Here is a 19,798-nt window from a genome sequence, read left to right on the forward strand (position 1 = left end):
GGAGGTGCCTGTGTGGGATCTGGTGATCGTCGGAGCCGGACCGGCGGGAGCGTCGGCCGCGCTGGGGGCGCTCGCGGCTGATCCCAGTCTGTCGGTGCTGATGCTCGACCGGCATGACTTCCCGCGGGACAAGGCGTGCGGGGACGGCATCGCGCCGCACGTACTCGATCTGTTGGCCGATGTCGGCGTGACCGGGCTTCTCGACGACTGGACCCCGGTCGGACGGTTTGTCCTGACCAAGGGAGACGTCGGGGTCGACCGGATCATGGCCCGGCCGAACTGGGTGGTGCCGCGGACCGTGTTCGACCAGCGTCTGGCGGAGGCGGCGCAGGCGGCCGGTGCGCAGCTTGTCCGCCGGCGGGTGCGGGGGCTGCAGCGCAACGGCGCGTCGATCACCGTCGACGGTGAGTTGCATGGCCGCTTCGTCGTCGGCGCGGATGGCGCCCACTCCGTCGTACGGCGGGAGCTCGGGGTGGCGCCGGGGCCGGTGGCGCTGGCGATCCGGGGGTATGCGCCGACACCGGCCGGGCGGGCAGCCAGTCAGGTGATCGCCTACGGTCCGGGGCGGCAGCCGTCGTACGCCTGGTCTTTCGATCGTGGCGACGGGTGGTCGAACGTCGGGTACGGCGAGCAGCTCACCCCCGCACGACCGCGGCCGACCCGCGCGGACCTGACCGCCCAGCTGGAGAAACTGTTGCCGGGGGCAACCGAGGAGGGAACGTCATGGTGGGGTCATCACCTGCCCTTGGCGGGCCGGTCGTGGCGCCCGCAGCCGGGTCCGGTGATGCTCGCCGGTGACGCGGCCGGGCTGATCAACCCGATGACGGGCGAGGGCATCTACTACGCGGTCGCGACCGGGCTGCTCGCGGGTCGTGCGGTCGCCGAGGCCCTGAGGTTCGGCACTGCCGACGCGGGTACGACGTACCGCCGGGAAGCCGGTCGACTCCTCGGGCGCCACCTCCGGCACACCGCGCTGACGGCGCAGCTCAGTCGGTCGGGACACGTGCTCGACGCGGGGATCCGCGCGGCGGCGGCCGATCAGCGGATCTTCGACGATCTCGTTGAGCTGGGACTGGCCGACGGGTTGATCACGCGTCCGCTGCTGCGGGCCTTGCTGCGACCGCGGCGCGCTGGCTCGCGGTGAGGCGGCCGGGTGTGGGGATCGCCTGGTAGGTGCCGGGCGTGGGTTGGTCCAGGACGACCGGGTCGGTGTATTCGGCGTACTTGGTCGCGTTGCCCAGCGCCTCGGTGAGACGTTCCGGCGGCCAGTCGAGTGCAGCGGCGAGTCGGTCGACGGTCAGTGGGCGACAGGCATGCAGCAGGGCGGCAAGTGCGGTCAGGGCGTCGTCGATGAGGTCGAACGTCGGGCCGCCGGACATGTCCTCGCCGAGCCGGTGGAAGAAGTCGGCCATGTGCGTCAGGCGTTCGCCGGCCGGGGAGTCGGGGCCGAGCAGCGCGGCGCCTTCGGTGGCGGTCTCGGCCCAGTTCAGGTTGGTGCGCGCACTCACCTTCCACGCCTGCAGCCAGACGTCGTCGGCGATGACGTAATGCTGCAGGCGGCGCTCGGGGTCGGGTTCGCGATGCACCATGCCGACCTGTTCGAGGTAGCCGACCGCGGTGGAGATCGACGCCGGGCTGACGCGTAGTTCGCGGACGAGGTCGGCGGCGGTCAGGCTGCGGGAGTCGGCCGTGTAGAGCTGGGCCAGGACGCGCGATGCCATCCTCGGTAGGCCGCCTTCGACCATCATCGTGGCGAACCGTTCGACGAAGTCTCGCATCTGCTGGTCGCCATCCGGCTGGAGCTCGGCGTGATTGGTTCCGTTGTCCTGGCGGCGGCGGGCTCGGGACGCGGTGGAGTAGTGCGCGTGGTCGGCTCGGTAGCCGCGGGCGCCGCCGTTGCGGGCGACCTCGCGACTGACGGTCGACGTCGGGCGGTCCAGTTGCCGCGCGATCTCGGCGTACCCGAGTCCTGCCGCCAGGCCGGCCGCGATCTCGCGCCGGTCGCCGTGGGTCAGTCTGCCTCCGGGCATCGGTCCTCCATGGTGCGTTCGACGTCAGCTCATTGCAACGCTGCTCTGATCGAGGTTGCGTTCTGCGGCAGCCTCATTGCACAGACTGCCATATTTCCTTGAGGTTTTCAGCCAGCCGACTAGGGATCGCGTTGTACGCCGGTGTGGGTCGACGTAGCTTTCAGGAATTCCTGAAGGAGATGGGCGATGGTTCTGGCGGTCGACGGGCTGCGGATGCGCTACGGCGACACCGAGGTTCTGCACGACGTTTCGTTCCGGGCCCAGCACGGCGAGGTCGTCGCCCTGCTCGGCCCGAACGGTGCGGGCAAGAGCACCACGATCGAGATCCTGGAGGGCTTCCGGCTGCGCTCGGCCGGGACTGTCGAGGTGCTCGGTGTCGACCCGGCCGCCGGCGACGAGCGTTGGCGGTCGCGGCTCGGCATCGTGCTGCAGTCGTGGCGCGACCACGGGAACTGGCGGGTCCGTGAGCTGTTGCACCACCTCGGCGCGTACTACGCGCCGTACGCCACCACCAGGATCGGCCGTCCGTGGGACACCGATGAGCTGCTCGCCGCAGTCGGCCTCGGTACGCAGGCGGAGCAGAAGATCAAGACCTTGTCCGGCGGTCAGCGGCGCCGGCTCGACGTCGCGATCGGGATCGTCGGACGGCCGGAGGTGCTGTTTCTGGATGAGCCGACGGCTGGCTTCGACCCGGAGGCGCGGTACGAGTTCCATGACCTGGTCCGGCGTCTCGCGGCCGAGCACGAGACGACGATTCTGCTCACCACGCACGACCTCGACGAGGCGAGCAAACTGGCGCACCGGATCCTGATCCTGACCGGCGGCCGGATCGTCGCGGCCGGCACCACCGGCGAGCTGACCGCGCTGATCGCGGGCGAAGACGAGGTCCGGTGGAGCATCGACGGACAACGCTTCCGCAAGACCACGCCCGATTCGACCGGCTTCGTTCGCGACCTCTTCACGCAGTACGGCGCCTCCGTCCGCGATCTCGAAGTACGACGGGCGTCGCTCGAGGACACATATCTCGCGCTCGTCCGCGGACAGGAGGTGGCGTTGTGAGCCCTCGGACGGCCGCGGTCCGGGCCGGGTGGCAGCGTGGACGAATCGAGTTGCGGCAGTCGTTCACCAACGGGCCCGAGTTGTTCAGTCACTTCCTCTGGCCGGTGCTGATGCTGGTGACACTGTTCTTCCTGCGGCATCGGGACTTCGGCTCGACCGGATTGCTGCTCGGTACGTTCGCACTGCCGAGCATCCTCGGGATGAACGCGGCGATGGGGATGGTCAGCATGAGCCAGCAGCTCACTGCGGATCGCGAGGATGGCACGCTGCTGCGCGCCAAGGCGACCCCGAACGGCATGCTCGGCTACCTCGTCGGCAAGGTCGTCTCGGTGGCCGGCGGGCTGCTCGCCGACCTGGCGATCCTGCTCATCCCGGGGTTGCTGATTGTCGACGGGCTCGCGCTCGGATCCTTCGGTGGTTGGTTCACGCTGCTCTGGGTGCTGGTGCTCGGGATGGTCGCGACGCTGCCGATCGGCGCGGTCCTCGGATCCGTGTTCACCACCGCGCGGTCGCAGGGGCTGCTCCAGTTGCCGGTGCTCGGTCTGATCGCGATCTCCGGCATCTTCTATCCGATCACTGCCTTGCCCGGCTGGCTGGAGTCGATCGGGCAGGTGTTCCCGATCTACTGGATGGGACTCGGTATGCGGTCCGCGTTGCTCCCGGACAGCACAGTCGTGGTCGAGATCAGCGACTCCTGGCGTCACCTGGAGACAGTCGGCGTACTCGGGGTGTGGGCCGTCGCCGGGTTGCTGGTCGCACCCGTCGTACTGCGCCGGATGGCTCGGCGGGATTCCGGCTCCAAGGTCGCCGAGCGGCGGGAACGAGCGCTGCGCCGGGTGGCTTGAAAGCGTTTTGAAAGGTCGGTGGCCCCGGCCCGCTCCTAGCGTCGATCCGACAGCAGGCGGGCTGACACGAGGGGTCACGCATGGACTGGGACATCAACGTCGACGCGGTCGCGAACGTGCTGCAGACCACCGGCGAGAAGGCATCCGGGTACGAGGCGGTGGCGAAGGGCTACGCCGACTACGCGGAACGGTCGGTCCGGCAGGCTCAGGCGACACTCGTCGGTCAGGCGGTTGCCGACGTACTGGCGTTCTACCAGGACGCCTGGCAGGACATCGTCGATCAGACCAACGCCTCCCTCACCGGGGCCAAGGACGCCACCATCGCGTACGTGAACGGCCAGGAAGAGATGGCCCTGAACGCGCAGCGGAACGCCACCGACGCACCGGGCAAGCGCCGCGCCGCCGAGTCCCGGGCGAACGCGGAGAAGGCCTCCCGCCAGCGCCACAACATCGAGTGAGGCGGCAGTGTTCAATCCCGACGGAGTGCCGGACTTCTTCCCCGGTACCAGTCCCGACGTCCTGGCCTTCACCGGCGCCGAACTGAAGAAGGTCGGCGGCCAGATCAGGTCCACCGGGTACGACGTGAACAGCTCGTTCGAAGGGCTGTCCACCTGCTACCAGGCCCCCGAGGCGGAGACGCTGATCACCTCGCTGCGGCCGGCGTACATCCTCGCCTACGACTTCGGCAGCGATGTCGAGGCGATGGGCGGGATCATCGAGCAGTTCGGCTACGACATGAAGGAGCCCTACGACCGGCTGCAGGACCTGATCGAACGGGCCCGCGGTTTCATCGTGAAGTGCCAGCAGGCCGAGGCGAACGGCGACGACTGGCAGGGCTGGGAGAACTGGGTCCAGGAGGAGAACTCCTACCACGAGGGCACCGCCAAACTGCTGCAGCAGATGATGGACATCCAGGTCGTCGCCGCGAACAAGATCGAGGCACTGATCGGCGGCCTCGGCTGGTGGCCGGAAACGCTCGATCGCAAAGTTCCCGGCCAGGGCCGCGTGTTCCGCGTCGAAACGGATCCGGAGCCGCCGCCGTGGGGTACACCGGAGGTGTACGACGCGCCGTGGATCGTGGATGTCGCCGACGTCGCGCTAGGTGTCGTCGACGGCCTGACCACACTCCTCGGACTTCAGTGGGCCCTGCGCGAGTCCGGCTGGGACTGGGGGAAGGACAACTTCGAGAAGCTGTTCGGGCACGCGCCGTCGGACATGCACCAGATGTTCGACGCCTGGGAGGGCGTCGCCGACGACATCATGATGCTGGCCAACAAGGTTCCCGGCGTCGGGGAGTTGCTGCCCGAGGGCATGAGCGAGGATCTCGACCAGCGCTGGGACGACACGATCGACACCATCGGCGACGACTGGTCGAACGGCAACCAGGCCGCGTCGATCATGGGCGCCGTCGGCCTGATCCCGATCGGCCCGGGCAAGCTGGCCGGCGTCGCCTCGAAGCTGGGCAAGCTGGGCAAGCTGGCCGACAAGGTCCCGCCGGTCCGGGTCGCCGCGCACACCGCCGACAACTTCCTCAACCTGCGGAACAAGCTCCGCAGCACGGTGATCGAGGGTGGCCTGAAGGTCCCGGGTGTCGGCGCCGTCCTGAAGGGCTACTCCCACATCCCTCTCCTCGGCGAATCAGTCCGCCTGGAACGCGGCGTACCCCTCACCCGCGGTCCGAAGGTCGACGTCCCGTCCGGCGTCGACCTCCCGCGCGAGTCCGTTCCCGTCGGTGCGGGGCACGGTCCGGCGGATTCGGTGCACGTGCCCGGCGACTCCGTACACACCCCCGGCGACTCGATCGACGTTCCTGGCAGCACCATCGACGCGCCCGGTCAGACGGTCAACACCCCCGGCTCCACGCCGGGCAGCACCACGCCGGCCAGCACCACGCCGGGCAGTACGACCGCGGGCATTACGACGCCGGGCAGTACGACGCCCGGAAGCACCACGGGTCCGCGCAACACGGTGGACCCCGGCTACACCCGTCCCGGCGACCCGATCGACCCCGGAACCACAGTCCCGCCGATCATCCCCAACACCCCGATCATCCCCAACACCCCAGGCAACCTCGCCAGCCCAGGAACTCCCGGTACGCCTGGCACTGCCGGCACGTCGGGTACTCCCGGTACGCCGGGCACTGTCGGTACTTCGGGGACTCCCGGTACGCCGGGCACTGTAGGCACGTCGGGTACTCCCGATACGCCTGGCACCGTTGGCACATCGGGTACTCCTGGTACGCCCGGCAGCGCCGGAACACCTGGCAGCACTGGCACTCCTGGCAGCTCGGGTCTTCCGGGGAGCACGCACACGCCTGGGAGCACTGGCGAGCCGGGTCACACGACGCGTCCGGGTGACGGCAGCACCGGTGAACCCGGTCGCCCCGAGCCAACGGACCGCCGTACCAAGCGGGACGACGACGACCCCACCCAGCACCAGCCAACCCGCCCCGACAAGCCGGACCACACCGAACTCCCCGACCCCAACAAGCACCCGGAAGGCCCCGAGCCTCATCCGACGCGCACGGGACCGGAACCCCACCCCACCCGGACCGGCCCGGACGCGAACGAACCCACTCCGACCCGCCCCAACGAACCAACCCCGACCCCGACCCACCGCGACGCCGACCCCGTCGTCGCCCCGATCCAGCCGCTCATCCCACCCCACACCCCCGGCACCCCAGGCGACGCGGGCCGCCGCGCCGACCCCACCTCCACCCGCCCAACCCCAGGCGACCGCCCGACTCTGGGTGAGCGCCCGACGCCAACCTCAGGGGACCGGCAGGGGCCTGGTGAGCGTCCTGCTCGGTCGGGTGAGCGGTCTATTGCGGATGAGCTTGATCCCGCGCGCGTGAGTGGTGACCGGGTTGGTGGAGATCGCGTTGAAGGCCATCGCGTCGAAGGTGAGGGACTGGATCACCCGAATGCGCAGTACAGCAGTAACCACGAGCCCGTCCGGAAGAGCGGACCAGAGCGTCCCGAGAAGGTTGCTGAGGGCAAGCATGGGGATGGCGACGGGGACGATCTGATTTCGCGGCGGTTGCGGGGAGAGGATGGGCCGGCGCATGTGCCGGACGACGACGCTGGGCCGGTGCGGCATCCGGATGATCAGCGGCCGGTGGATCCTGAGTGGGATCGGCTGGATTCGGGTGGGCGGATGGCGCAGGCGACTGCCGAGATCTCGCGTGGTGCGCGGACCTTCGCGTCCGAGGCGGAGGCCACGGCGTGGGGACGGCGGCACTGGGGTGAGTACGCCCGCGACCTCGACCCGCGGAAGGCGGACGTGGTCGAGCGATTCACCCGTGGTGGCGACAACGTGCACGGGTCGTACAAGCAGGTCGGCGACCACTTGCGCGGCGTCGAGCACCGTCCCGAGCTCGATCCGCTGATCGACGAGTTCGACGACGTACTGAACGGCCGCCGGGTCCCGGAGGATGTGGTGGTCCGCCGCGTCACCGACATCGACCACTTCGACGGGCCGATCGACCAACTGGTGAACAAGACATTCCGCGACCCGTCGTTCCTCTCGACGTCGCTGGGTGAGGCGATCCCGTCCAGCCGGCCCGGGATCATGCACCTGAAGGTCCCGAAGGGCACGCCGGCGCTGTACACCGGCCACCATTCGGCCCACGGCGAGGGCGAGCGCGAACTCGTCCTGGGCCGCGGTCTGACGATCAAGTTCACCCGCGTCTTCCCGCACGACGGCAAGATCCACCTCTTCGCCGAGGTCGTCCCCGACGTTCGTCACGTCGACACCCCGGACGTACGTCGTACGCCGCAGGACTTCGGTGAGGTCGTCTCGGACACTCCTCACGTCGATGTTCCGGACGTACGGCGTACTCCGGAGGACTACGGCTTCGCGCCGGGCGATGCGCGGCGTACGGCGGATCCCGACGTACTCTCGCGGACCGCGCACGAGGCGGAGGAGTTCGGACGGACCGTTCCGCAGAGGTTCCACGAGTCGGTCAAGCTGATGACGCAGAGCACGTTCGGGGCGGTGAACCGGGCGTTGTATTCCGGGCACGACCTGAGCGATCTGCGCCGGGTAATGAACACCGACGGGAACAGCGGTCTGACCGAGGAAGCGATCCAGGTGGCGGAGGACGTCGACACGGTGGTGAAGAGTGCAACCGACGCCGTGGATCCACGGACGGTGTGGCGGGGCATGCGGCTGCCGCGGCATCTGCCGCACAGCGAGTTGATGAACTGGGTGCGGGAGACGTTCAAGGTCGGTGAGAACACCGACTTCGAGGGGTTCCAGTTCACGTCGACGGACCCGGCGGTCGCGTCGGACTTCGCGCACGAGAACAACCGGACCGGGGTCGTCCTCGAGGTGCAGACGCGCAAGGGCGCTCCGAGCGGGAAGTTGAGCGGGCTGCGGAACTCCGAGTCCGAGTACATCCAGCCGCGCAACGTCCGCTACCGGACCGTCGGGATCAGCGAGAACGTCTCTTTCGACCAGCGGTTCCTGACCGCCGACGGTAAGCCGCGCGTACGTCGCGAGATCGTGATCCACATGGTCGACGTCGACCACTTCCCCGCCGTACCGCACCCGCACCTCGACCACCTCCCGCCTCCCAACCCCACCCACCGAATCGAAGACCCCGACCCCACAGACCACCCCCACACACCCGACCCGGACGCGACCCAGCGCATCCCGCGCGAACAGATGCGGCAGTACGACGGCGCCCCGGCCCAGGACCGGGGCCTGGAGGAGCTGGGTGAGCGTGGTGGTGGACCGGATCCGGACCGCGGTGCACCTGAGCGGTTGCCGGAGCGCGGGGGTGCGTCGGATTCGGAGGCGACTCAGCGGGTTCCGCGCGAGCGGGTGCGGGAGCAGGACGGGGCTCCGGATCCGGAGGTGACGCAACGGGTTCCGCGGGCGAGTAGTCCGAATCCGTGGGGGCGTCGTACGGATGCGCCCGACCAGCCCGGAAGAGGCAGGGGTTCCGACGATTCCGATGCGCCGGGACAAGCGCCCGGGCACTCAAGGCATGGGCAGCAGCCCGGCCACGGGCAGCCCACGCACCCCGGCCACGGGCAGCACCCCACGCAAGGCCAGCCGGGGCAGCGGGCTGGCGCTGGGCGTGAGGATCAGGGTGGGGCGGATGCTTGGCGGCGGCGCGAGGCTGACCTTTACCGGAATCAGCCGGGCGAGGTCGATGGCACCGATCCGGTGCCGAACCAGCCCTCGAGTCGTACCAGTCAGGAGCCTGATCCGAGCAACATCGGCACCTACAGTCCGCAGTGGAAGGACATGGTCGACCCGCAGCGGATCTCGTACGACGTCCCGCAGGAGCGTGGGCGTCCGCCGCGGGCTCGGGTGCAGCCGGGCGATCCGATCTTCGACAAGTTCGGTTCGAAGGAACACCAGTGGGAGCAGGAACTCGACCTTCAGCCACCACCGGCGTACGGCGAACCCGGCGTGCACCGAGGTGATCGCGACCGCGCCCGCTACAACCCGTACGACCCCGGTCAGGTCCACCAGCAGAACCTGACGAACGCGGCCGGCCCTGTCCCGTTGCACACCGTGCCGCGGTGGAAGAACCTGCTCAATCCGAACTATGACAAGCAGTGGGTCGAGTTCATGTTCAACCGCTCGGCCGTGATGCGGGCCACCGTCGACCTGCTCCAGGGCCGGGCGGTCCGGCTGGCCGACGGTGACTTCCGGAGGGCTCCCTCGCCTCATCAGGGCACGCCGGGTACGCCGATTCCCGGCGACTACGACGACAGCTACGAGTGGATGGGCGTCCGCGGTCCGGGGCACCGGATGGACTTCCAGCCGCTGCCCGGGCATCCGAACTCGGCCGCGGACCTGACCGATTTCACCCGCAGGGCGTACCAGTCGGTCGAGGACGGACTCCGCGGCCGCCCGCCCGGCACGGTCGCGGCGATCTGCATCGGGTGGGCCGACGGCGGCGGCCACTGGTTCGCGGCGTACGTCGACCGCAACGGAGACATCCGCGCGATCGACACGCAACCGGCGCCGGACGCGATCGACGAACCATGGCCACACGTGTACCAGACCGAGCTGAACCGGCTGGAGTTCACCATCCGCGAGCCGAACGGCGATTGGGAAGGCGGCTCGTCCGCGGACCCGGAGTCCACGTGGTAACCGGGACCGGCAGAACAGGAGACCTCTGATGTCGAACGCATTGGCAGAAGCGAGGACAGTACTGGCGGCCTGGCTGGCGCAGCACTCGGTCGCGCCGGACACCTGGACGCCGGAGGCCCTGCAGGGCTGGCACATGTCACACGCCGAGGAGTGGATCGTGTTCACGCCACCCGGCACCGCGAACCGCCTCTTCCTGGTTGCCAATGGCAATGTGTTCTCGTTCGCCCCGAGCGACCTCTCGCTGGCCAACGCGGTTGTAGCGGCCCGCGGCGACCGACGGGAGGACGACCGATGAGCGGATTCCTCGACTACATCGCCGGCGCCGACCTGGTCACCGAGAAGGCTGTCGTGCTCATGCAGGACCGAGCGGTCGTCGGCCTGTCGACCTGGCTCCTCGACGCTGCGCTGGCAGCCGAGAAGGCCAACCGCGAACTGCAGTTCGTCACCCCTCCCACCTCGCGCGTGACCCACGCGGTCCGGACCCAACTCCTGGCCGGCGGCTCGCGATGGGTGGTCCAAGCGGACAGTCCGTATGACGGTCTGACCGGCGTACCGCTGACTTGGGACGGCGAACTGTTCGTGCCGGCCGGGGAGGTGGGCAAGCCCCGGCCGAGTCAGCACTGGCTGGCGCCGCCGGACGATATCCATGCGAACCTGCAGATCGTCGCGCGAGTCCGGCACGCCGCTGTCGAGTCGGCGGTCGTTGGTGGTGCCACGGAGTTCTTGTTCCGCGAGTTGGCCGGCGGGCCACCTGCAGGTTGGGGGACCGAGGAACCTGTCAGTCAGCCCTGGGACGCCCGGGAGGTCACCCGCTTCTGCCGCCGCTGGGCGCCGCGCAGCACTCTGCTGACGGTGGCAGGTGAAGGCCCGGCCAGCGGGGTGATCGACGTCGACGTCCGTCCGGCCGGATTGGAGGAGACGGCAACGATCGCGATCGGCTACCAGGGCATGGAGACGCCGTTGCCCGAGGCCCTCTTCCCGGCGGTTCGCGAACTGGCGGAGCGGTTCGAGGTGGTCTCGATGTTCATGCTGGGGGTCGGCGGTTCCGCGGATGCTTGCCTGCTGCCACGATTCACCGGTGTCGCCGATCCGGTCGGGCTGGTGATCGGTCAGGACGGCCGGGCCGCGATGGGTCCGGAGGCGGCGAAGGCCGTCGAGGCCGGGGTGGCGACGTCGATCGGTCACGACACCGCGCTGTGGTTCCCGATCGGCACCGGTTACTGTGCGCCCGACTGGGAGGCGTTCTCCACGATCATGCGCCGGATCACGATCGCGACCGCGCACCATTCCGGCAAGCCGTCCACGCAGAAGGTCGAGTTCACCATGCCCAACTGAAGGGCGTCTGAGATCGTCGGAGTATGGGCGATCTCATGGATGTGTGGGCAGTCGACCGGCCCGGGCCGATCGATCAGGGTCCGTTGCAGCGAGTACGTCGTACCGTCCCCGTACCTGGACCGGGGGAGGTGCTGATCCGGGTCGAGGTATGCGGCATCTGCCGGACCGACCTGCATCTGTGTGAAGGCGACCTCGAGCCGCGCAGACCGGGAGTCGTGCCGGGCCACCAGGTCGTCGGCGCTGTGGTCGATCGCGGCACCGGTGCCGACCGATTCGCCGTCGGCGACCGTGCCGGGATCGCCTGGCTGCGGCGTACGTGCGGATCGTGCGAGTTCTGCCGGTCGGGTTCGGAGAACCTGTGCCCGCGGTCGTCGTACACGGGCTGGGACGCGGACGGCGGCTTCGCCGAGTACGCCGTCGTCCCGCAGGACTACGCCTACGCGCTACCGGCGGATCGCCCGGCGGTGGAGCTGGCGCCGTTCCTCTGCGCGGGGATCATCGGTTACCGCTCCTTGCTGCGGGCGAACCTGCCGCCCGGTGGCCGCCTCGGGATCTACGGGTTCGGGTCCAGCGCCCACCTCACCGCGCAGCTCGCGATCGCGCAGGGCGCCGAGCTGTACGTGATGACTCGTGGGTCGCAGAACAAGGAGCTCGCCCGCTCGCTGGGCGCCGTGTTCGCCGGCGACACCACTGACCGACCGCCTGTCCCGCTGGACTCGGCCATCGTGTTCGCCCCGGCCGGTGACGTGGTGCCGTACGCCCTCGAAGCGCTCAAACCGGGAGGCACTGTCGCGGTCGCTGGGATCTATCTCAGCGACGTACCGGTGCTCAACTACGAGCGGTATCTCTTCCACGAGCGCGATCTACGCAGCGTCACGTCCAACACCCGTCGCGATGGTGAGGAGATGTTCCGTCTGGTCTCGCGGCTGCCGGTCCGTGCACACACCACCGAGGTCCCGTTCGGCGCGGTCGACCGAGCGCTGTCCGACGTCGCGCACGGCCGTGCCGTGGGGTCGCTGGTGGCCGTTCTGCCCGGTTGAACCGGACCGGCCTGTTGAGCGTTAGAACTAAGTGAAGATTGATCCGGGGGCGGGGTCCGGACTTCAGGCTGGACGGCTAGCTGCGTTAGGTTTGATCAAATCTTACCGAACGCCCAGGGAGTGTGAGCGCCGTATGCGGGATCTGACCAGGCAGGCATGGTCGGACCGTACGGCTGTTCCCTGCACACCGCGAGACGGGCAGTGCTGAGCAAGGTACTCGGCGCGGTAGGTGTGGTCCTGCTGATCGCCGGGGTCGTTTTCGCCGTCCGTCCGGTCCACGTGGACGGCTCCAACTGCGGTTCGGTCTTCCAGCCGGGCAGTGGGGTCACGCCGATGCAGTGCGACGCGCGGCTCAAGTCCCGCAGCGACCTGGTCATCGGCTTCGGCTCAGGCGGCATCGCCGTCCTGCTGGCCGGCTTCGCGGTCGCCGCCGTCCGCGACCGCCGCGCCCGCGTCATCTCCTGACCTCCTGCCGGCGTCAGCTGCGGACGATCGTGCCGAGGACGTCGTTGAAGGCCTCGGTCGAGGACGGGTGGGTGTAGATCGACTCGCGCAGTTCGGTCGCGGTGATCCGGTGCCGCATCGCCAGCGCGACGGTGTTGATCAACTCCTGCGCGTCGACGCTGAGCAGGGCCGCACCGAGAATCTCGTCGGACGCCGCGTCGATGACGAACTTCATCACCCCGCGCGTCTCCTCGACGATGTACGCGCGCGGCATCGCCACGATGTCGGCCACCCGCTGCATCCCGATCCTGACCCGATGACCGGCAGCACGAGCCGCCTTCTCGGTCAGCCCGACGGTCGCCAGCGGCGGGGACATGAACAACGTCTGCGGTACGGCGATCCGATCGGCAGTGGACCGTTGCCCGGAGCCGAGGAGTTGGTCGAGCACGATCCGGCTGTCGTCGAGTGAGATGTAGGTGAACTGCGGTCCACCGTTGACGTCGCCCAGTGCGAAGATGTGCGACTGGCTGGTCCGAAGGTGCTCGTCGACCTCGATCGCACCGCCTTCCGTCGTCTTCACACCGGCGTTCTCGAGCCGCAGTTCGGCGGTCGCCGGCGTACGGCCGGTCGCCGCCAGGATCGCGTCCACCGTGAGGCTGTGCTCACGGCCGTCCTTGCGGTAGACGACCGTGTCCTCACCGCGGATCTCGAGCACTTCGGCTCCGGTGACCACCTCCACGCCGTCACCGGCCAGAATCTCGGCGGCGGCGGCCGCGATGTCGTCGTCTTCCCGGCCCAGGATGCGCGGAGATGCCTCGAGCACGGTCACCGCGGTCCCGAACCGCCGGTAGATCGACGCGAACTCGATGCCCAGGTAGCCACCGCCGATCACAGCCAGCCGGCCGGGCAGGTGGGTGGTGTGGATCAGGTCCACGTTCGTCACGGTCCGCGGGCTCTCGCGCAGACCGGGGATACCCGGGATGACCGGCTCCGAACCGGTGTTCACCAGGATCGTCTCGCCGACCACCCGGACCTCGCCGGATCCGTTGCTGACAGCAACGGTATGCGCGTCGACGAAGTGGGCCGTGCCGGTCAGTACGGTGATCCACTCGGCGCCGTTGAGCGCATCGTAGTTCCCGGCCCGGAACGTGGAGGTGAGCGCCTGCACCTCGCCGATCGCGTGCTCGAACCATTCCTGCGGCGAGTCGTCCGGCCGGCGCCGGCCGGAGTGGTGCACCAGCGCCTTGGTCGGAACGCAGCCGACGTTCGGGCACGTCCCGCCGTACATCTGGTCCGAGCGTTCGATCAGGATCACCCGGCGGCCGGCCCGACCGAGCGCGGCGGCGGCGACCTTGCCGCCCTTGCCGAATCCGATCACGACGACATCGGCCCACAGGGTGTTCTCCACAGCAGCAGTCATAGCTTGAGTCTCACGTGTAGTCTTGAGACAGAACAGCCGTTTTCAGCTCACTTTTCTGCGCAGATGTCTCATGGATGCCATCAGTTATGTGATCGGGCTCGCCCGGCTCCGGGCGAGCGTGGACAAACGCTGCCTGCTGGCCGGTGCGACCGAGATGAAGGTCCCCGCGTACGGCGATGCCGAGGCGGCCTTCCACTTCGTCCTGGGCGGCGAGTGCGTCCTGGAGTTGCCGGACCGGCAGGTTCCGCTGCGCGCTGGTGACGCCGTGCTGCTGGCCGGCCGCCCGCCGCATCTGATCCGAACGGCCGGGCCGGGCCCGGTCCGCTCCTCGGTCGAGACTCCCGGCACCGCCTTCGACACGATCCACAGTCCGTCCGGGCAGGCGGTGACGGACATCTTCTGCGGTCACTACTCGGTCGGGTCGGGTTCCGGCGTACTGCTGCTCCGGAGCCTGCCGGACCCGTTGGTCGTCTCGTTCGACGCCGCCGACGAGTCCGTCCGGACCCTCGCCGCACTGCTGCGGGCGGAAGCGCTCGCCGACGGCGCGGGTACGGCGGCCGTCGTCGACGCAGTGTGTGCCGCGCTGCTCGCCATGATGCTGCGTCGCGGTGACCTGCCCGGCGTCGCGCCCTGGACCGCCGTCGCCGACCGGCGGATCGCCACCGCCATCGCTGCCGTCCTCGACGATCCCGGCGCCGACTGGACGCTCGACCGCCTCGCCGCGACCGCCTCGATGTCCAGGGCAACTTTCGTCCGGCACTTCGGCAAGCACACGCGGACGACGGTCGCTGCGTTCGTCGTCAGCCTGCGGATGATGGTGGCCGCCGACCTGCTGACCGACCCCGAGCTGACGGTCGCCGCCGTCGCCGGCCGGGTCGGTTACCACTCCGAGTCGGCCTTCACCCGGGCCTTCCGGGAGGCCACCGGTGTCACGCCCGGGCGCTACCGGCGTACCCAGATCGCACGGCAGGGTTGACCTTCACACTGTGTCAAGCCGGAAGGTGGGGGCATGTTCACCATCGGAGACTTCGCGGCATTCGGGCAGGTATCGCCCCGGATGCTTCGGCACTACGACGCGATCGGGTTGCTCCGGCCGGCCGTGGTCGATGCGGTCAGCGGGTATCGCTACTACTCGGCCGACCAGTTCAGCCGGCTGAACCGGATCATCGCACTGAAGGATCTCGGGTTCAGCCTCCAGCAGGTCCAGGAGATCGTCGACGCCAAGCTGAGCGCCGAGGAACTCCGCGGCATGCTGCGGCTGCGCCAGGCGCAACTGGAGGCCGACCTGGCGCGCGGTACGTCGCAACTCGTCAGTGTCGAGGCGAGGCTCCGCCTGATCGAGAAGGAAGGTCACATGCCTACCGACGACGTTGTCCTGAAACACATCCCAGCGACCCAGGTCGCCGAACTGTCCGCCATGTTGCCGAGCTACGACGGTGCGGACATCGGTCCCGTCCTCCAGCCCTTGTTCGGCCAGCTGTTCGAGCGCCTCTGTGCGGCCGGTGTCAACCCGTGCGGTTCGCCGGTCGCGTACTACGAGGACGCCGAGAACGAGAAGATCCTGGTCCATGCGGCCGTCCCCGTCGACGCCGGCGCCACCGGCGCCGACGTCCAGATCGTGGAACTCCCCGAGCTCGTACAGGCCGCGACCATCGTGCACCAGGGCGACATGATGGACGCTGAACGCAGCACCCAGACGCTGGCCCGCTGGATCGAGGACAACGGGTACCGCAGCCATGGCTACGCCCGCGAGGTCACGCTCCAGTTCGACCCGGAGAACCCGGCGAACTGGGTGCACGAGTTCCAGATCCCGGTCACAAAGCCGAGCTGATCGTCGCGAACGAGTGCGGCGGCAGGGTGACCCGCAGGCCGCGGGGCTCCGGTTCCACTCTGAGCGGAGCCGGAGCCACCGCCTGCGGGTCACTCGGCGTGTTGTGGTCCTGCGGTTTCGATGCCGTGAGCAACCGTCCTGCCGGGTTCCGGATCTCGCCACCCCGCAGATCCAGTACGACGTCCAGCGGCGCAACGGGATCCAGGTTGCTGACCGAGATCAGTGCCTGCCCGTCCTTGACACTTGCCGACACCGACAGCAGCTCCATCGTCTTCCCGTCCAGCTCGTACGGCGCCGGCCGCTCGACCACATGGACCGGGACCGACACCGCATCCTGGTGACCCTTGTTCATCTCGAACACGTGGTACGTCGGGGTGCGGACCAGACCACCCTCGTCGTCGGTGAGCAGCATCGCCTGCAACACGTTCACGGTCTGCGCGATGTTTGCCATCGTCAACCGATCGGCGTGCCGGTGGAACACGTCGAAGTGCAGGCTCGCGACCAGCGCATCGCGCATCGCGTTCTGCTGGTACAGGAATCCGGGATTCGTGCCCGGCTCGACGTCCCACCAGGTGCCCCACTCGTCCAGTACCAGGCCGATCGCCCGGTCGGGGTCGTAGGCGTCCATCACCGCCTTGTGGCCGCGGATGACCCGCTCGATGTCCTGCGCCTTGATGATCGTGCGGTAGTAGTCCTCGGCATCGAACTCGGTCGCGCTGCCCTTGCTGTCCCAGGTCCCGGCGACCGTGTAGTAATGGATCGAGACGGCCTGGAAGATGTTTCGCGGCGTGCGACCACAGCCGAGGCAGCTCACCGCCTTCATCAACGCCTCGGTCCAGGCCAGGTCGTCGTTGGAGGCACCCGCCGCGATCCGGTAGAGCTTGTTGTCGCCATGGTCGCGGCAGAACGTGGCGTAGCGGCGGGCGAGATCGGCGTACGCCTCGGCGCGCTGGTTGCCGCCGCATCCCCAGGCCTCGTTGCCGATACCCCAGAACGGAACCTTCCACGGCTCGTCGCGGCCGTTGGCCTTGCGCTGCCTGACCATCGGGCTGTCACCGTCGCGGGTGAGGTACTCGACCCACTCACTCATCTCCTGGACGGTCCCGCTCCCGACGTTGCCGTTCACGTACGCATCGGCACCGAGCAGCTCGCACAGCGCCATGAACTCGTGGGTGCCGAAGTGGTTGCTCTCTTCAACATTTCCCCAATGGGTGTTGATCATCGACGGACGGTCTGCCTTCGGCCCGATGCCGTCCTTCCAGTGGTACTCGTCCGCGAAACAGCCGCCCGGCCAGCGCAGGTTGGGGATGTCCAGCGCTCGCAGCGCCTCGACGACGTCCAGCCGGATGCCGCCCTCGTTCGGCAGGTCCGAGTCCTCGCCGACGTAGAAGCCACCGTAGATGCAGCGGCCGAGATGCTCCGCGAAGTGCCCGTACAGGTGCCGGCTGATGGCCGGACCGGGGACGTCGAGATCGATCACGACGCGCGCTGCTGATGCAGTCGACATGACTCAGCTCCTTGGTCTCTTACAGTTGTCGCCATGAAGAAGGCATCCACCGTGGTGACGATGGCCGACGTGGCGCGGTCCGCGGGGGTGTCCACGATGACGGTCTCGAACGTGATCAACGGCCGGCCGCGGGTCGGTGCCGCGACCCGGGAGCGGGTCCTGGCCTCGATCAACGAGCTCGGCTACCAGGTCAATCTGGCCGCCCGGCACCTGCGCGCCGGCCGCACCGGCGTGGTCGGCCTCGCGGTTCCGGAACTCGAGCGCCCGTACTTCGGTCAACTGGCGGGCCGGCTCGCGGATCGCTTCGAGGCGCAGGGCCTGCGGATCGTGATGGAACGGACCGGCGCCAGCCGCGAGGGCGAGATGGATGCGGTCGCGTTCTCCCGGCTCCGGATGTACGACGGCCTGATCCTCAGTGTGGTCGACATCGACCCGGCCGAACTGGCCCAGATCCGCACCGACGCGCCAGTGGTGATGATCGGCGAGCGGGCGCTGCCGTCGGGGTTCGACCACGTGATGATGGACAACGTCGACGGGGCCCGGCAGGCGACCGCGCACCTGCTCGCCACCGGTGCCCGCCGCGTCGCGATGCTCGGTGGCGATCCGGCCGGTTCGGCGAACATGCCGTCCCTGCGTGCCGAGGGCTATGCGCTCGCGCACACCCAGGCCGGCGTACCGATGGATCCGGACTTGACCGTTCGATGCCAATTCCGCCTCCAGGACGGGTACGACGAGGTCCGGCGACTGCTCGAGCGGGGGATCGGCTTCGATGCCGTCTTCGCACTCACCGATCTCGTCGCGATCGGCGCCTTGCGCGCGCTGGCCGACGCCGGACTGCGGGTGCCGGACGACGTCCAGGTAGTCGGCTTCGACGACATCGACGAAGCGCCGTACCTGGTCCCGTCGTTGTCGACCGTCAACCCCGGGCACGAGGAGATGGCCGACGCGATCACCGCGCTGCTGCTCGCCCAGCTCAACGGCGGCCCGACCCGCGACCCGCAGGAACTGATCGTGCCGGCGCACCTGATCCGGCGCGGCACCACCAAACCCATCACCTAGCAGCACATGTACCTCCTGTCGCTACAGGAGGTATATCGATAAACGGCCCGCTGGGCAAGACGAGGGCACGTCCTACCCAGCGGATCAGCTCACTCCGTCAGCAACTTCTCGATGTCGGCCAGTTGCTCGTCGCGAAGCGGACCGAACGACATCGCGGCCGCGTTCTCCTCGGCCTGCGCGACGGTGCGGAAGCCGGGAATCGGGACGGTCCGCGGGCTCCGCGCCCACAGCCACGCGAGCGCACCCTGCGCCAGCGTCCGGCCGTCGCTCTCCAGTAGGTCCCGGATCGCCGACACCTTGTCCCACCATTCCGGAGCCGGTACGCCGCCCTTGTCGAAGAAGCGCAGCCACGACGGCGGCAACGTGCGGATGTCCGCGCCCGTGGCCGGCCGGTCCGCGGCGCGGCGGCCGAGGATGCCCATGCCCAATGGCGTCCGGTTGATGCTGGCGAGATCGGCCCGTTCGCAGAGCGCGAAGAAGTCCGACGCATCGTGCAGGACACTCGCCTCGTGCTGCACCGCCGAGCAGTGCTCGCCCTCGGCGAAGAGCTCCGCGCTGTGCAGCGTGTCAGTGCTCCAGGCGTAGCTGCGGATCAGTCCTTCGCGGACCAGTTCCTCGCACGCCTCCCGCAACGGCAGCGCGATCTCGTCGGTGGTGTCGAAGTGCAACTGGTACAAGTCGATGTGGTCGGTGCCGAGCCGGTCGAGCGACGCCCGGACAGCCTTGTGCAGGTACTCGACCGAGCCGTCCTGATGGTGCATGACTCGCGTCGACTCGTCGAAGGTGTTGCCCCACTTGGTCGCGATCACGACCTCGCCGCGCCGCCCCTCGAGAGCCTTGCCGAGCACGCGCTCGCTGTGACCCGCGCCGTACACATCGGCGGTGTCGAAGAACGTCACGCCGAGGTCGATCGCCCGCCGGATCGCGCGCACCGACTCCTGGTCGTCGACCTCACCCCAGCCCAGCGGCTCGCCGGCCGGATTGCTGAACGGACCGCCGATCGCCCAGCACCCGAAACCGACCGGGCTGACCTCGATCCCTACTCGTCCCAACGTGCGCATATCCATGACACCGACCCAACCAAGGATCGCTCCATCGGTCCAATGAATCTTTT

General features: G+C 68.8%; 16 protein-coding genes. 12 read left to right on the forward strand and 4 right to left on the reverse strand.

What is annotated here, in order from left to right; all coding sequences use genetic code 11:
* Positions 1-10: 10 nt before the first annotated feature.
* The gene (locus ACIBG5_RS31005; RefSeq protein WP_396395038.1) at positions 11-1,144 is read left to right on the forward strand and encodes an NAD(P)/FAD-dependent oxidoreductase; all 1,134 of its coding nucleotides are present in this window, start codon (positions 11-13) and stop codon (positions 1,142-1,144) included.
* Here ACIBG5_RS31005 and ACIBG5_RS31010 read toward each other — a convergent pair.
* On the reverse strand, positions 1,089-2,030 hold the full coding sequence (locus ACIBG5_RS31010; RefSeq protein ID WP_396395039.1) for a MarR family transcriptional regulator: 942 nt from the start codon (positions 2,028-2,030) through the stop codon (positions 1,089-1,091). The two genes, ACIBG5_RS31005 and ACIBG5_RS31010, sit on opposite strands and share 56 nt — an antisense overlap.
* A gap of 186 nt (positions 2,031-2,216) precedes the next feature.
* Here ACIBG5_RS31010 and ACIBG5_RS31015 point away from each other — a divergent pair, with 186 nt between their 5' ends.
* The 8 genes from ACIBG5_RS31015 (at position 2,217) to ACIBG5_RS31050 (ending at position 12,888) form a co-directional block, all read left to right on the forward strand.
* Positions 2,217-3,089 carry an ATP-binding cassette domain-containing protein gene (locus ACIBG5_RS31015; protein ID WP_396395040.1) on the forward strand — a complete coding sequence of 291 codons (873 nt, stop codon included), beginning with the start codon at positions 2,217-2,219 and terminating at the stop codon, positions 3,087-3,089.
* Positions 3,086-3,934, forward strand: coding sequence for an ABC transporter permease (locus ACIBG5_RS31020; protein ID WP_396395041.1), 849 nt, complete (start codon positions 3,086-3,088; stop codon positions 3,932-3,934). The genes ACIBG5_RS31015 and ACIBG5_RS31020 overlap by 4 nt, the downstream gene beginning before the upstream one ends.
* A gap of 80 nt (positions 3,935-4,014) precedes the next feature.
* On the forward strand, positions 4,015-4,392 hold the full coding sequence (locus ACIBG5_RS31025) for a DUF6507 family protein (protein WP_360456925.1): 378 nt from the start codon (positions 4,015-4,017) through the stop codon (positions 4,390-4,392).
* A gap of 7 nt (positions 4,393-4,399) precedes the next feature.
* Positions 4,400-10,048, forward strand: coding sequence for an ADP-ribosyltransferase (locus ACIBG5_RS31030; RefSeq protein ID WP_396395042.1), 5,649 nt, complete (start codon positions 4,400-4,402; stop codon positions 10,046-10,048).
* 28 nt (positions 10,049-10,076) lie between these two features.
* Entirely contained in the window at positions 10,077-10,343 is a 267-nt protein-coding gene (locus ACIBG5_RS31035) for a hypothetical protein (protein ID WP_396395043.1), read from the forward strand.
* Positions 10,340-11,383 (forward strand): DUF6177 family protein, encoded by a 1,044-nt coding sequence (locus ACIBG5_RS31040; protein ID WP_396395044.1) that lies wholly within the window; start codon positions 10,340-10,342, stop codon positions 11,381-11,383. The genes ACIBG5_RS31035 and ACIBG5_RS31040 overlap by 4 nt, the downstream gene beginning before the upstream one ends.
* A 23-nt stretch (positions 11,384-11,406) precedes the next feature.
* A complete protein-coding gene (locus ACIBG5_RS31045) occupies positions 11,407-12,423 on the forward strand; it encodes a zinc-dependent alcohol dehydrogenase family protein (RefSeq protein WP_396395045.1) in 1,017 nt (338 codons plus the stop codon).
* A gap of 201 nt (positions 12,424-12,624) precedes the next feature.
* Positions 12,625-12,888 carry a hypothetical protein gene (locus ACIBG5_RS31050; protein ID WP_396395046.1) on the forward strand — a complete coding sequence of 88 codons (264 nt, stop codon included), beginning with the start codon at positions 12,625-12,627 and terminating at the stop codon, positions 12,886-12,888.
* Between the two features lie 13 nt (positions 12,889-12,901).
* Here the strand turns inward: ACIBG5_RS31050 and ACIBG5_RS31055 are convergent, their stop codons facing one another.
* Positions 12,902-14,287 (reverse strand): FAD-dependent oxidoreductase, encoded by a 1,386-nt coding sequence (locus ACIBG5_RS31055; RefSeq protein WP_396395047.1) that lies wholly within the window; start codon positions 14,285-14,287, stop codon positions 12,902-12,904.
* A gap of 70 nt (positions 14,288-14,357) precedes the next feature.
* Between ACIBG5_RS31055 and ACIBG5_RS31060 the strand changes: the two genes are divergently transcribed.
* Positions 14,358-15,263, forward strand: coding sequence for an AraC family transcriptional regulator (locus ACIBG5_RS31060; protein ID WP_396395048.1), 906 nt, complete (start codon positions 14,358-14,360; stop codon positions 15,261-15,263).
* Positions 15,264-15,296: 33 nt separating this feature from the next.
* Positions 15,297-16,118: a MerR family transcriptional regulator gene (locus ACIBG5_RS31065; RefSeq protein ID WP_396395049.1), complete on the forward strand. Its 822-nt coding sequence runs from the start codon at positions 15,297-15,299 to the stop codon at positions 16,116-16,118.
* Here the strand turns inward: ACIBG5_RS31065 and ACIBG5_RS31070 are convergent.
* Positions 16,102-17,625 (reverse strand): alpha-N-arabinofuranosidase, encoded by a 1,524-nt coding sequence (locus tag ACIBG5_RS31070; RefSeq protein ID WP_396395050.1) that lies wholly within the window; start codon positions 17,623-17,625, stop codon positions 16,102-16,104. The two genes, ACIBG5_RS31065 and ACIBG5_RS31070, sit on opposite strands and share 17 nt — an antisense overlap.
* A 33-nt stretch (positions 17,626-17,658) precedes the next feature.
* Between ACIBG5_RS31070 and ACIBG5_RS31075 the strand changes: the two genes are divergently transcribed.
* A complete protein-coding gene (locus ACIBG5_RS31075) occupies positions 17,659-18,684 on the forward strand; it encodes a LacI family DNA-binding transcriptional regulator (RefSeq protein ID WP_396395051.1) in 1,026 nt (341 codons plus the stop codon).
* A gap of 89 nt (positions 18,685-18,773) precedes the next feature.
* Here ACIBG5_RS31075 and ACIBG5_RS31080 read toward each other — a convergent pair whose 3' ends face one another.
* Positions 18,774-19,751: an aldo/keto reductase gene (locus tag ACIBG5_RS31080; protein WP_396395053.1), complete on the reverse strand. Its 978-nt coding sequence runs from the start codon at positions 19,749-19,751 to the stop codon at positions 18,774-18,776.
* Between the last annotated feature and the right edge of the window lie 47 nt (positions 19,752-19,798).

It is taken from the genome of Kribbella sp. NPDC050241, assembly GCF_044459685.1.
Classification (GTDB): domain Bacteria; phylum Actinomycetota; class Actinomycetes; order Propionibacteriales; family Kribbellaceae; genus Kribbella.